Below are 13826 nucleotides of genomic sequence, written 5' to 3'. Positions count from 1 at the left end.
ACTTCGGTGCGCGATCACCCCGGATCGGAGGCTAGGGTGGGTACCGCGGTATCCGCTGAAGGGCAGTGGCTCAATTGGAAGAGCACCGGTCTCCAAAACCGGCGGTTGGGGGTTCGAGTCCCTCCTGCCCTGCAAAGGACACTTGGGCGAGACACGGCGCAGCTTCGCACCCGCGCGGCAGGCGTCCTCGATCGAGGCAGTTCCGCCGGAACAGTCCAGCCGAACCGTCGACTCCTAAGGACCTCAGGTGACACAGACTGACGCGGACGCCAAGCCGGACAAGGAGCCCCAGCGTCGTACCGGTCCGGTGACCTTCACCAAGCAGGTCGTCGGCGAACTCCGCAAGGTCCGTTGGCCTACGCGGCGTGAGCTCATCACCTATACGATCGTCGTCATCGTGTTCGTGCTCATCATGGTCGGTTACGTATCCCTGCTCGACTTCGGGTTCGGCGAGGCGGTCACGTGGCTGTACAGCCAGTTCGTCCCCGACTCCAGCGGTGCCGGCGCAGGCGCTGGCGGGGCGGCCCCCGGTCAGTAGCCCGGTCAGTGGCGGCGCGCGGGCGAGTTCCCGTAATGGCCGCGACGTGTCCGGTCGGCCCGTAAGCTGGCGGTAACCGGCGGCGGCGCTACCCAAGTGCGCCGTCCAGCGCGCAACCGACGAGAGAAAGAGCTGCCGTGTCCGAGTCCCCACTGAGCCCCGGCGACCTCCCCAATGAGGATCGGGACCAGTCGTCGGAGGAAGAGGCCGGTCAGCGCGCCGAGTACACGGAGGCCGCCGACGAGGCCGCGCTCGGAGCCGAGCCCGACGAGGGCGGCGCCGAGGAGTCCGAGGACGGAGCGGCCGAGGGCGACGGCGGCGCGGCCGGCGGCCCCGACGAGACCGGCGAAGCCGATGAGCAGGAGCAGGCCGCGGCCCCGCCGACCGACCCCGCCGAGGAGTTCAAGCGGGAACTGCTGATCCTCCCCGGCGACTGGTACGTGGTGCATACGTACGCGGGCTACGAGAACCGGGTCAAGACCAACGTCGAGAGCCGCACCCAGTCGCTCAACATGGAGGAGTACATCTTCCAGGTCGAGGTGCCCACTCAGGAGGTCACCGAGGTCAAGAGCGGAAAGCGGCAGCAGGTCACCGAGAAGGTGCTGCCCGGCTACGTGCTCGTGCGCATGGAACTGACCGACGAGTCCTGGGCCGCCATCCGCAACACCCCCGGTGTCACCGGGTTCGTCGGGCTGTCGAACAAGCCGGCTCCGCTGAGCATGCAGGAGGTCTCCGACCTCCTCGCGCCCGCTCCCGAGGAGCAGCCCGAGCAGCCGCAGAAGGAGAAGGCCGAGCCGCGCGCCGACGTCGCTTACGAGGTCGGAGAGTCCGTCACGGTGATGGAGGGGCCGTTCGCGACCCTGCCCGCCACCGTGAGCGAGATCAACGCCGATACCCAGAAGCTCAAGGTTCTGGTGTCGATCTTCGGCCGTGAGACGCCGGTCGAGCTCGGTTTCAACCAGGTCTCCAAGATCTAGAGAGCCCCTCCGGGAGCCCTCTGCCGAGCAGTCGGCGCCGACACCGCCCGTCGGCGCGTAGACTTGACGGGTTCGCCCTTCGCCGGGCGGACCCGTCGCGCCCCTTTGCGCCGCTGCGCGGGGGCGCCCACGCCTGAGCGGGGATCCGGCGCAGGCGTGGCCTCCACCGCGGACGCGAAGCTTCCGCTGCGGCCCGGCAGGGCGCCGGCCGCTCGGGATCCACGACACACAGCAGATCAGGCAAAGGACCCGATATGCCTCCGAAGAAGAAGATCGCAGCGCTGGTTAAGGTCCAGCTTCCCGCCGGCCAGGCGACTCCGGCGCCGCCCGTCGGTACCGCGCTCGGTCCGCACGGCGTCAACATCATGGAGTTCTGCAAGCAGTACAACGCTGCTACAGAAGCCCAGCGCGGAAGCATCATCCCCGTAGAGATCACCGTCTACGAGGACCGCTCGTTCAGCTTCGTCACCAAGACGCCGCCGGCGCCGAAGCTGATCCTCAAGGCCGCGGGCCTCGACAAGGGCAGCAACGACCCGAGCCGCAAGACGGCCGGCTCGGTGACCGAGGACCAGCTCCGCGAGATCGCGCAGACCAAGCTGCCCGACCTCAACACCGAGGACCTGGACCTGGCGACCAAGATCGTGACCGGCACCGCGCGGTCCATGGGCATCCGCATCAAGTAACCGCCCGGGTCGGACCGACAGCCGGCGGACCGATCGTGGAAGGGCCCGCGCTGGCCCTGACCACACCTCTCGTTTTGGAGCAGAAGTGAAGCGCAGCAAGAACCACGCCAAGGCCAGTCAGCTGGTCGACCGCAACAAGCTCTATGCGCCGCTGGACGCGGTGAAGCTGGCCAAGCAGACCAGCGTCGTCAAGTTCGACCCGACCGTCGAGATCGCGCTGCGCCTGGGCGTCGACCCGCGCAAGGCCGACCAGATGGTCCGCGGCACGGTGAACCTGCCGCACGGCACCGGCAAGACCGCCCGGGTCCTGGTCTTCGCCACCGGTGACCGTGCCGAGCAGGCCCGCCAGGCCGGCGCCGACTACGTCGGCGACGACGACCTGGTCGAGGCGATCCAGAAGGGCTTCCTGGACTTCGACTCCGTCGTGGCGACGCCCGACCTGATGGGCAAGGTCGGCCGCCTGGGCCGCGTGCTCGGTCCCCGCGGCATGATGCCCAACCCCAAGACCGGGACCGTCACGACCGACGTCACCAAGGCCGTCTCCGAGATCAAGGGCGGCAAGATCGAGTTCCGCGTCGACCGGCACGGCAACCTGCACTTCATCGTCGGCAAGCTCTCCTTCGACGAGAGCCAGCTGGTGGAGAACTACGGGGCCGCTCTCGACGAGGTCATCCGGCTCAAGCCCTCCGCGGCCAAGGGCCGGTACCTGCGGAAGTCGACCCTGACGACGACCATGGGTCCGGGCATCCCGGTCGACCCCAACATCACCCGGCCCGCCGCCGCCTGACGGCGGCCGTGTGACGGCAGCGCGACGAACGGCCCGGCTCCTCGCGAGGAGCCGGGCCGTTCGCTTCGTTCGCGCGGACGGTCAGAGGTCGTGGATCTCTTCCGGCGCGGGTGCTTCGAACGACGTGGAACCGATAGCGGAGAACGCCAGCTCCACCTCGATCTCGTCGTCGGAGGCTTCCACGCGCAGCGGCAGCCCGTCCTCGCCGACCCAGGCGGCGAAGGCGAGGGTGCCCGCGGTCTGGCCGCCCAGGATGGCCTCGACGGTGTCGCGGGCGTCGCCGAGGTCCTCGACCGCGGACTGCTCGGCCTCGCCCTCGACCAGGGTGGCCGGGGTCCCGTCGAGCTCCTGTGCGCCTTCGTCGGCGATCAGCTCTTCGTCGGCGAGCTCGTCCAGCAGCGGCGCCAGCTCGCCGGGCGTCAGGGGCGGTGCCGCGGGCTTGTCGACGCCGTCGAGCCCGCGGACCCACTCGGTCCGGCCCGGGAATCCGCCGTGGCTGTTGGAGATGATCGGATCGCCGCCGTCGGGCTCCACGATCATGGTGACGCTGCTCAGCTCCTCCGCGGTGAGCCCGGGATCCTGGCCGGTCGCCTGCAGCGATTGCAGGATGACCTCGCCCAGCCCCGGCACGACCGCGGTGACGCGGTCGGGCTCCTGAGGACCCTGCACTTCGTAGGTGTTGGTCGTGGCGGGGATCTCGGAACCCTCGCCGACGCCGGTCGCCGTGGCTTCGATCGTGTAGTCGGCGTCTTCGGCGGTGCTCTCGTCCACGGCTTCGACGAGGGCGGCGATCCCGCTCTTCTCCGTCGGGGAGGGTTCGGCGGTCGCCGTGCTCTCGCTCTCTTCGGGGGCGTCGCCGGTTCCGCCGCAGGCGGCCAACGGCACGAGGACGGCTGCGAGGGCGGCGGAAGCCACGGGTGTTCGGGGGATCTGCACGCGAACGGTTCGCTTTCTTCGTTCGGGGGATTCGGACGGATGGCGGAGCACCGTCGATGAGGGGGTGCTCCCACGGAGCGAGTCTGCCCCATATATGCGACATGCCATCAAGAACCGGGCGTTGTGCGGGCGGCAGTGACGGTATCGCTACCGTTCCGACACTTGCCGGTCGCCGCAGTCCGCCTCTGCGGACGGACGGTGCTGCCGAGCCCCGTCGCCCGCCGGCGACGCGCAGACCATCCCCGCGCGTCGGTTAGACTCGTAGATGCCGAAGACCGCCGGTCGCCACCCCGAGGGTGGCCTAAGGTCCCATGCGAATGGGCGGCCCGCGCAGGTGTACGAATGAGCGACGGCCATGCCGTGTCGCGCCCCGTGCCCCTGCGCCCGGGGCTTTTTTTATGTGCCTCCCGCCTGCCCCACCGCCAGGGCCTTTGCTTCGGACCGGCGTTCACAGTTGGAAGGAGTCCCATGGCGAGGCCGGACAAGGCAGCCGCGGTCGCCGAGCTCAAGGATGAATTCGAGAGCTCGCAGGGCGCTGTGCTGACCGAATACCGGGGGCTCAGCGTGTCGCAGGTGAGTCAACTGCGCCACAACCTCGGCCAGAACGCGCGCTTCCGCATCGTGAAGAACACGCTGACCAAGATCGCGGCCACCGAGGCCGGTCTTGACGATCAGGTCCAGGACCTGCTTGAGGGCCCGTCGGCCATCGCCTTCGTCCGCGGGGACGTCGTCGAGGCCGCCAAGGGCCTGCGTGATTTCGCGAAGGGAAGCTCGCCGCTGGTGATCAAGGGCGGTGTCATCGACGGAAAGGTCATGACGCCCGAGCAGATCACCCAGCTGGCCGATCTGGAGTCCCGCGAGGTTCTGCTCGCGAAGATGGCCGGTGCGCTCAAGGCCAAGCAGGGCCAGGCCGCCCGGCTGTTCCAGGCGCTTCCCCTCAAGGCCGTGCGGCTCGCCCAGGCGCTGCACGACAAGCGCTCCGACGAGGGCACCGAGGGCTAGCGACGATCCCGTCGGCGTGGCCGCGCCGGCGTCAGGCTCGGCACGGCGCCGCACGGCGCGCGTGTTGGTAGAGAAAGGCAGACCGCATCATGGCGAAGCTCAGCAACGAAGAGCTCCTTGGCGCCTTCGAGGAGATGACCCTCCTGGAGCTGTCGGAGTTCGTCAAGCAGTTCGAGGAGAAGTTCGACGTCGAGGCCGCCGCCCCGGCCGCCGCCGTCATGGCCGCCCCGGCCGGCGGCGGTGCCGCCGAGGAGGAGGTCGAGGAGCAGACGGAGTTCGACGTCGTCCTCGAGTCCGCCGGCGACAAGAAGATCCAGGTCATCAAGGAGGTCCGCGGGATCGCGGACCTGGGGCTCAAGGAGGCCAAGGACCTGGTCGACAACGCCCCGAAGCCGCTGCTGGAGGGCGCCAGCAAGGACAACGCCGACAAGGCCAAGGAGGCCCTGGAAGGCGCCGGCGCCACCGTCACGCTCAAGTAGTACCGGGCGGGCCCCGCCGCGCCGTCTGCGCGGCCGGCGGGCCTGTGCGCAAGGGCGGTCGTCCCGCGGGGCGGCCGCCCTTCGCATGTTCCGGCTCCGGCGCCCGGGGCTGCGGCGGGGGAGGGACGGCGCGCGTGCGGCGGTGCCCGGTGCCCGCGGCGCCCGAGCGATCGGACCGAGCCGAGCGGCCGGTAGCGCGGCGGGCCGCACCGCCCGCCCCGCTTCCTGCCGTCCGGTACCCGGCTGCCGGTCCGGTGGGCCTGGCCCGAGGTCCCCGAGGCACCGGGCCACCGGACCACCGGGTGTGCGGCGTGCCGGAGCGGGGGGCGGTGTTTCGGGCGTCTCCGCTCCGGGCGGTTTGTGGACATGCCCGAAAGCGAGGTTCAATCGTGTCCGAATCAGAGTGACCGATGCGGCGCACAGCGGCGGCGAAGGGTGAGGCGTCGGATGCCGAAGCGGAGTTCCCGTGTCCGCGTGCACGGTCCGCGGCACGGCGCAGAGAAGGCTCGGGCGACGCTGGGAAAAGGGATACTTTCCCCCGTGCCCAGGTGCGCACACCCCGGATTTCCTGTGGGGCCTCTCACGGCTCGTGAACCGTGTGCCCGGGGCGGCCCGGGCTTGACGGATCCGCCAGTTGGGGCGATGCTGCCTGGTGTCGTGACTGACTTCAGGGGCTGTGGTTGGACAGCGGTGTAGTATTCAGCTACACTGCCCTTTTGCGCTGCCCATTGACGATCCGTGTGCCGGTGTCCGTGCTCCGCGGCCGGATCCCGAGGATCCCTCGGTGTTGCCGGACCCCACCGTACGTTCTCCATCACGAGCCTCTGCCCGATATCCGTCGGCAGGTCTCAGCCTGACATCCCGGATCGTCCGGCGTGCGCGCGCATCAACCGCCACAAGCCTTCGGAAGGACCCCTGTTGGCAGCCTCGCGCAACGCCTCCGCTAACGAACTTGGTCCGAACCGCGTTTCCTTCGCCCGCATTCGGGAGCCACTCGGAGTCCCGAACCTCTTGGCCCTGCAGACCGATTCGATGGACTGGCTGCTCGGCAACGAGAAGTGGAGTACCCGGGTCGAGGCGGCTCATAACGCCGGCCGCAAGGACGTTCCGGAGCAGTCCGGTCTCGAAGAGATCTTCGAGGAGATCAGTCCCATCGAGGACTTCTCCGGCACCATGTCGCTTTCGTTCCGCGACCACCGGTTCGAGCCGCCCAAGTACTCAGAGGATGAGTGCAAGGACAAGGACATGACCTTCTCCGCCCCGATGTTCGTCACGGCGGAGTTCATCAACAACGACACCGGTGAGATCAAGAGCCAGACCGTGTTCATGGGCGACTTCCCGCTCATGACCACGAAGGGCACGTACATCATCAACGGCACCGAGCGCGTCGTGGTGTCGCAGCTGGTCCGCTCTCCCGGTGTGTACTTCGACCGCCAGGTCGACAAGACGTCCGACAAGGACCTCTACGGCTGCAAGGTCATCCCCTCGCGCGGCGCCTGGCTGGAGTTCGAGGTCGACAAGCGCGACTTCGTCGGCGTCCGCATCGACCGCAAGCGCAAGCAGGGCGTCACCGTCCTGCTCAAGGCGCTGGGGTGGACGACCGACCGGATCCTGGAGCGGTTCGGCGCCTACGAGTCGATCCGCAACACCCTGGAGAAGGACCCGACGTCGGGTACCGACGACGCGCTCCTGGACATCTACCGCAAGCTGCGCCCGGGCGAGCCGCCGACGAAGGAGTCCGCCCAGGCGCTGTTGGAGAACCTCTACTTCAACCCCAAGCGCTACGACCTCGCCAAGGTCGGCCGCTACAAGATCAACAAGAAGCTCGGGCTCGACACCGAGTTCACGCAGGGCACGCTCACCGAAGACGACATCGTCTCCACGATCGACTACCTCGTGCGGCTGCACGCCGGCGAGGAGGAGCTCGAAACCAGCCAGGGCACCCGCCCGGTCGAGACCGACGACATCGACCACTTCGGCAACCGCCGCCTGCGCACCGTCGGCGAGCTGATCCAGAACCAGGTCCGCCTGGGCCTGGCCCGGATGGAGCGCGTCGTCCGCGAGCGGATGACGACCCAGGACGTCGAGGCCATCACGCCCCAGACCCTGATCAACATCCGCCCGGTCGTGGCCTCCATCAAGGAGTTCTTCGGCACGAGCCAGCTCTCGCAGTTCATGGACCAGACCAACCCGCTGGCGGGTCTGACCCACAAGCGCCGCCTGTCGGCGCTGGGGCCGGGCGGTCTCTCCCGTGAGCGCGCCGGCTTCGAGGTCCGCGACGTGCACCCCTCGCACTACGGACGCATGTGCCCGATCGAGACCCCTGAGGGTCCCAACATCGGTCTGATCGGCTCGCTTGCGGGCTACGGCCGCGTCAACTCGTTCGGTTTCGTCGAGACGCCCTACCGCAAGGTCATCGACAACCAGTTGACCGACGAGGTCGCCTACCTCACCGCCGACGAAGAGGACCGCTACGTCATCGCCCAGGCGAACACTCCGGTGGACGCCCAGGGCAACTTCGTCGACGAGCGCGTACTGGTGCGCCGCAAGGGCGGCGAGTTCGAGGCCGTGTACACCAGCGAGGTGGAGTACATGGACGTCTCGCCGCGCCAGATGGTGTCGGTGGCCACGGCCATGATCCCCTTCCTGGAGCACGACGACGCCAACCGCGCGCTCATGGGGTCCAACATGCAGCGCCAGGCCGTCCCGCTGCTGCGCGCGGAGTCGCCGCTGGTGGGAACCGGCATGGAGTACCGGGCCGCCACCGACGCCGGCGAAGTCGTTCTGACGGACAAGGCGGGCGTGGTCGAGGAGGTCACGGCCGACTACATCACCGTGATGGCCGACGACGGCACCCGCAACACCTACCGGCTGGGCAAGTTCATCCGGAGCAACCAGGGCACCTGCTTCAACCAGCGCCCTCTCGTCGACGACGGCCAGCGCGTCGAGGAGAGCCAGGTCCTGGCCGACGGCCCCTCGACCGACCACGGCGAGATGTCGCTGGGCAAGAACCTGCTCGTGGCTTACATGTCCTGGGAGGGCCACAACTACGAGGACGCCATCGTCCTCTCGCAGCGCCTGGTTCAGGACGACGTCATGTCCTCGATCCACATCGAGGAGCACGAGGTCGACGCCCGCGACACCAAGCTGGGCCCCGAGGAGATCACCCGCGAGATCCCCAACGTCAGCGAGGAGGTCCTGGCCGACCTCGACGACCGCGGGATCATCCGCATCGGCGCCGAGGTCATCGACGGCGACATCCTCGTCGGCAAGGTCACGCCCAAGGGCGAGACCGAGCTGACCCCCGAGGAGCGGCTGCTGCGCGCGATCTTCGGTGAGAAGGCGCGCGAGGTCCGCGACACCTCGCTGAAGGTGCCCCACGGCGAGACCGGCAAGGTCATCGGCGTGCGCGTGTTCAGCCGCGAGGAAGGCGACGAGCTCCCGCCCGGCGTCAACGAGCTGGTTCGCGTCTACGTCGCGCAGAAGCGCAAGATCATGGACGGCGACAAGCTCGCCGGGCGCCACGGCAACAAGGGCGTCATCGCCAAGATCCTGCCCGAGGAGGACATGCCGTTCATGGAGGACGGCACCCCCGTCGACATCGTTCTCAACCCGCTGGGCGTGCCCGGCCGGATGAACGTCGGGCAGATCCTGGAGATCCACCTGGGCTGGCTGGCCCAGAACGGCTGGAAGGTCGACGGCGACGACGCGCCCTGGAAGCGGGCGATGCACGAGATCGGCGCCGGCGAGATCGAGCCCGGGACCAAGGTGGCCACGCCGGTCTTCGACGGGCTGCGCGAGGACGAGATCGGCGGTTTGCTGGCCTCCAGCCTTCCCAACGAGGACGGGCAGCGGGTGATCGACGAGCAGGGCAAGGCGGTGCTGTACGACGGCCGCACCGGCGAGCCGTTCGCCGAGCCGATCGCGGTCGGCTACACCTACTTCCTCAAGCTGCACCACCTGGTCGACGACAAGATCCACGCACGCTCCACCGGTCCGTACTCGATGATCACCCAGCAGCCGCTGGGTGGTAAGGCGCAGTTCGGCGGCCAGCGCTTCGGCGAGATGGAGGTCTGGGCGCTGGAGGCCTACGGTGCCGCCTACGCGCTGCAGGAGCTGCTGACGATCAAGTCCGACGACGTCCTCGGCCGCGTCAAGGTCTACGAGGCGATCGTCAAGGGCGAGAACATCCCCGAACCCGGCATCCCGGAATCCTTCAAGGTGCTCATCAAGGAGATGCAGTCGCTGTGCCTGAACGTGGAGGTGCTCTCCAGCGACGGCATGTCCATCGAGATGCGCGACACCGACGAGGACGTCTTCCGGGCAGCGGAGGAACTGGGAATCGACCTGGGGCGGCGTGAGCCGAGCAGTGTCGAAGAGGTTTAACTTCCGCGATCTTCAAGAGCAGGGGACGAATTAAGTGCTCGACGTCAACTTCTTCGACGAGCTCCGGATTGGCCTCGCGACCGCTGACGAGATCCGGCAGTGGTCGCACGGCGAGGTCAAGAAGCCGGAAACCATCAACTACCGGACCCTTAAGCCGGAAAAGGACGGGCTCTTCTGCGAGAAGATCTTCGGCCCGACCCGCGACTGGGAGTGCTACTGCGGCAAGTACAAGCGGGTCCGCTTCAAGGGCATCATCTGCGAGCGCTGCGGTGTGGAGGTCACCCGGGCCAAGGTCCGGCGTGAGCGCATGGGCCACATCGAGCTCGCCGCCCCCGTGACCCACATCTGGTACTTCAAGGGTGTGCCCAGCCGTCTGGGCTACCTGCTGGACCTGGCGCCGAAGGATCTCGAGAAGATCATCTACTTCGCCGCCTACATGGTCACCTGGGTCGACAACGAGGCCCGCGAGCGCGACCTGCCCTCCCTGGAGGCGCGGATTTCGGTGGAGCGCCAGCACCTGGAGCAGCGCCGCGACACCACCGTCGAGGAGCGCCACAAGAAGCTCGAAGCCGACCTGGCCGAGCTTGAAGAGCAGGGCGCCAAGGGCGACGCGCGGCGCAAGGTCCGCGAGTCGGCCGAGCGCGAGATGCGCCAGATCCGCGACCGGGTCCAGCGCGAGATCGACCGGCTCGAAGAGGTCTGGAACCGCTTCAAGAACCTCAAGGTCCAGGACCTTGAAGGCGACGAGATGCTCTACCGCGAGATGCGGGACCGCTTCGGCAAGTACTTCCGCGGCGGCATGGGCGCTCAGGCGATCCAGGAGCGGCTGGCCAACTTCGACCTCGACGCCGAGGCCGAGCGGCTGCGCGAGACCATCCGCAGCGGCAAGGGCCAGAAGAAGGCCCGCGCCCTGAAGCGGCTCAAGGTCGTCTCGGCGTTCCTGAACACCCGCAACAGCCCCATGGGGATGGTGCTGGACTGCATTCCGGTCATCCCGCCGGACCTGCGCCCCATGGTGCAGCTCGACGGCGGCCGGTTCGCGACCTCGGACCTGAACGACCTGTACCGCCGGGTCATCAACCGGAACAACCGCCTCAAGCGGCTCCTCGACCTCGGTGCCCCCGAGATCATCGTCAACAACGAGAAGCGGATGCTGCAGGAGGCCGTCGACGCGCTGTTCGACAACGGCCGCCGCGGCCGCCCGGTCACCGGGCCGGGCAACCGTCCGCTCAAGTCGCTGTCGGACATGCTCAAGGGAAAGCAGGGCCGTTTCCGGCAGAACCTGCTGGGCAAGCGCGTCGACTACTCCGGCCGGTCGGTGATCGTCGTCGGTCCGCAGCTCAAACTGCACCAATGCGGTCTGCCCAAGCAGATGGCCCTGGAGCTGTTCAAGCCGTTCGTGATGAAGCGCCTGGTCGATCTGAACCACGCGCAGAACATCAAGAGTGCCAAGCGCATGGTCGAGCGGTCCCGCCCGGTGGTCTGGGACGTCCTCGAAGAGGTCATCACCGAGCACCCGGTGATGCTCAACCGCGCGCCGACGCTGCACCGTCTGGGCATCCAGGCCTTCGAGCCGCAGCTGGTCGAGGGCAAGGCGATCCAGATCCACCCGCTGGTGTGCACCGCCTTCAACGCCGACTTCGACGGCGACCAGATGGCGGTCCACCTTCCGCTGTCCGCCGAGGCCCAGGCCGAGGCGCGACTGCTGATGCTGGCCAGCAACAACATCCTCAAGCCGTCCGACGGCAAGCCGGTCACCATGCCCACCCAGGACATGATCATCGGCCTGTACTACCTGACGACGCGCAGAGAGGACGGCGTGGGCGCCGGCCGGGCGTTCCGCAATCCGGCCGAGGCGCTCATGGCCTTCGATCTCGGTGAGCTCGACCTGCAGGCGCCGATCAAGCTGCGTGTCGGAGGCGACGTCCCGCCGCCGCGCGACTGGGTCGAGCCCGAGGAGGCCAAGGAGCCCGGCGAGTCCTACGTGCTGGAGACCACTCTGGGGCGGTACCTCTTCAACGAGACCACGCCTTCGGACTACCCGTTCGTGAACTACCAGGTGGGCAAGAAGCAGGTGTCCAGCCTGGTCAACGAGCTGGCCGAGGGCTACCCCAAGATCCAGGTCGCCTCGACGCTGGACGCGTTCAAGGACGCCGGATACCACTGGGCGACCCGGTCCGGCCTGACCATCGGGATCACCGACGTCCTCGCGCCGCCGCGGAAGACGGAGATCCTCGACGGGCACGAGCGCCAGGCGGACAAGATCCAGCGCGAGTTCGACCGCGGTCTGATCACCGACGACGAGCGCCGACAGGAGCTCACCGAGATCTGGACCAAGGCCACCAACGAGGTCGCCACGGACATGGAGGACAACGCTCCCGCCGACAACCCGGTGTGGATGATGGTGAACTCCGGTGCCCGAGGCAACCCGATGCAGGTGCGCCAGATCGCCGGTATCCGCGGCCTGGTCTCCAACACCCGCGGTGAGACGATTCCGCGTCCGATCAAGTCCTCCTACCGCGAGGGCCTTTCGGTGCTGGAGTACTTCATCTCCACGCACGGTCAGCGCAAGGGCCTGGCCGACACCGCCCTGCGGACGGCCGACTCCGGGTACCTCACCCGGCGCCTGGTCGACGTCGCCCAGGACGTCATCGTCCGCGAGTTCGACTGCCAAACCGACCGCGCGCTGTGGCAGGAGGTCGGTGAGACGAACGCCGCCGGCACGGTCGTGCGCAAGCACAACGTGGAGAACACCGGCTTCGGGCGGACCATCGCCGAGGACGCGGTGGTGGACGGCAAGGTGGTCGTCCCCGCCGGCGCGGACACCTCCGAGTCGACGATCGACACGCTGGTCGCCAACGGCGTCGAGCGGGTGCGCGTGCGCAGCTCGCTCACCTGCGAGGCCAAGATCGGCGTCTGCAGCACCTGCTACGGCCGCTCGATGGCCACGGGCAAGCCCGTCGACGTCGGCGAGGCCATCGGCATCATCGCGGCGCAGTCCATCGGTGAGCCCGGTACGCAGCTGACCATGCGGACCTTCCACATGGGCGGTTCGGCCGGACAGGACATCACCCACGGTCTGCCGCGTGTGACCGAGCTGTTCGAGGCCCGCATCCCCAAGGGTGTCGCCCCGATCAGCGAGCTCGAAGGCCGTATCCGGATCGAGGACACGGAGAAGAGCCGCAAGATCATCCTGGTCCCCAACGACGGGTCCGACGAGATCTCCTACCCGGTGCCCATGCGGGCGCAGCTGCTGGTCAGCGACGGCGACCACGTGGGCGTCGGCCAGCAGCTCATCCAGGGCGCCATCAACCCGCACGAGGTGCTGCGCATCCAGGGCCCGCGGGCCGTGCAGCAGCACCTGGTGTCGGAGGTGCAGGAGGTCTACAAGTCGCAGGGTGTCTCGATTCACGACAAGCACATCGAGATCATCGTGCGGCAGATGCTCAAGCGGGTGAACCTCCTGGAGTCCGGCGACACCGAGCTGCTGCCCGGCGAGATGGTCGAGCGGCCCAAGTTCGAGTCGATCAACCGCCGCGTCGTGTCCGAAGGCGGCCAGCCGGCGGCCGGCCGTCCGGTTCTGCTCGGTATCACCAAGGCGTCGCTGGCCACGGAGTCGTGGCTGTCGGCGGCCTCCTTCCAGGAGACGACCCGGGTGCTGACCGAGAACGCCATCCACGGCAAGAGCGACCCGCTGGTGGGCCTCAAGGAGAACGTCATCATCGGTAAGCTCATCCCGGCCGGTACGGGTCTGCCGCAGTACCGAAACGTCCGGGTCGAGCCGACCGAGGAGGCGAAGGCGTCGATGTACTCGGTGTCGGGCTACGAGGAGCCCAGCGAGTACACCTTCGGGCAGGGCTCGGGAGAAGCCGTGCCGCTGGAGGAGTACGACTTCGGGCCCTACAGCAGGTGACCTGAAGAGTCGATCGGCGGAAGCGATTGGTTGGTCGAGCGGCGGCGGTAGTCCACCCGTTTAACGGGTGGGCTGCCGCCGTTCGTCGTTGCGGCTCGGCATACTCGTGTATCGATGGGGAGAGC

The 13826-nt window shown here is 68.1% G+C and carries 9 protein-coding genes and 1 tRNA gene; 9 read left to right on the top strand and 1 reads right to left on the bottom strand.

Translation table 11 applies throughout. From position 1 onward, the window contains the following. Nucleotides 1–59 precede the first annotated feature (59 nt). From HNR25_RS08305 to rplA, 5 genes are all read left to right on the top strand, one after another. Nucleotides 60–132, top strand: a tRNA-Trp gene (locus HNR25_RS08305). 115 nt (nucleotides 133–247) lie between these two features. Beyond that, nucleotides 248–538: a preprotein translocase subunit SecE gene (gene secE / locus HNR25_RS08300; RefSeq protein WP_184634103.1), complete on the top strand. Its 291-nt coding sequence runs from the start codon at nucleotides 248–250 to the stop codon at nucleotides 536–538. A gap of 137 nt (nucleotides 539–675) precedes the next feature. Continuing rightward, complete coding sequence (gene nusG / locus HNR25_RS08295) at nucleotides 676–1515, top strand: transcription termination/antitermination protein NusG (RefSeq protein ID WP_184634102.1); 840 nt, start codon at nucleotides 676–678, stop codon at nucleotides 1513–1515. A gap of 254 nt (nucleotides 1516–1769) precedes the next feature. Then, entirely contained in the window at nucleotides 1770–2198 is a 429-nt protein-coding gene (gene rplK / locus HNR25_RS08290) for a 50S ribosomal protein L11 (protein ID WP_184634101.1), read from the top strand. 85 nt (nucleotides 2199–2283) lie between these two features. After that, complete coding sequence (rplA, locus tag HNR25_RS08285; protein ID WP_184634100.1) at nucleotides 2284–2985, top strand: 50S ribosomal protein L1; 702 nt, start codon at nucleotides 2284–2286, stop codon at nucleotides 2983–2985. 81 nt (nucleotides 2986–3066) lie between these two features. Here the strand turns inward: rplA and HNR25_RS08280 are convergent, their stop codons facing one another. Beyond that, nucleotides 3067–3921: a hypothetical protein gene (locus HNR25_RS08280; protein ID WP_184634099.1), complete on the bottom strand. Its 855-nt coding sequence runs from the start codon at nucleotides 3919–3921 to the stop codon at nucleotides 3067–3069. Nucleotides 3922–4389: 468 nt separating this feature from the next. On the opposite strand from HNR25_RS08280, the gene rplJ reads away from it, so the two are divergent. The 4 genes from rplJ to HNR25_RS08260 all read left to right on the top strand — a co-directional run bounded on the left by rplJ (nucleotide 4390) and on the right by HNR25_RS08260 (nucleotide 13701). Further along, nucleotides 4390–4923, top strand: a complete 534-nt coding sequence (gene rplJ / locus HNR25_RS08275; RefSeq protein WP_184634098.1) for a 50S ribosomal protein L10 — start codon at nucleotides 4390–4392, stop codon at nucleotides 4921–4923. An 89-nt stretch (nucleotides 4924–5012) separates the two neighbouring features. Continuing rightward, a complete protein-coding gene (gene rplL / locus HNR25_RS08270; protein ID WP_184634097.1) occupies nucleotides 5013–5402 on the top strand; it encodes a 50S ribosomal protein L7/L12 in 390 nt (129 codons plus the stop codon). Nucleotides 5403–6320: 918 nt separating this feature from the next. Next, nucleotides 6321–9788: a DNA-directed RNA polymerase subunit beta gene (gene rpoB, locus HNR25_RS08265; RefSeq protein ID WP_184634096.1), complete on the top strand. Its 3468-nt coding sequence runs from the start codon at nucleotides 6321–6323 to the stop codon at nucleotides 9786–9788. A gap of 34 nt (nucleotides 9789–9822) precedes the next feature. Next, complete coding sequence (locus HNR25_RS08260; protein WP_184634095.1) at nucleotides 9823–13701, top strand: DNA-directed RNA polymerase subunit beta'; 3879 nt, start codon at nucleotides 9823–9825, stop codon at nucleotides 13699–13701. Nucleotides 13702–13826: the final 125 nt, after the last annotated feature.

Origin of the sequence: Streptomonospora salina, assembly GCF_014204715.1 — a bacterium.
GTDB classification, from domain to species: domain Bacteria; phylum Actinomycetota; class Actinomycetes; order Streptosporangiales; family Streptosporangiaceae; genus Streptomonospora; species Streptomonospora salina.
Note: the sequence above shows the minus strand (reverse complement) of the source record. Positions and strands in the feature narration are given on the sequence as shown.

Coding starts and splice junctions, on each gene's coding strand:
- rplJ (WP_184634098.1), top strand. CDS start 4,390: ATGGCGAGGCCGGACAAGGCAGCCGCGGTCGCCGAGCTCAAGGATGAA.
- rplL (WP_184634097.1), top strand. CDS start 5,013: ATGGCGAAGCTCAGCAACGAAGAGCTCCTTGGCGCCTTCGAGGAGATG.
- rplK (WP_184634101.1), top strand. CDS start 1,770: ATGCCTCCGAAGAAGAAGATCGCAGCGCTGGTTAAGGTCCAGCTTCCC.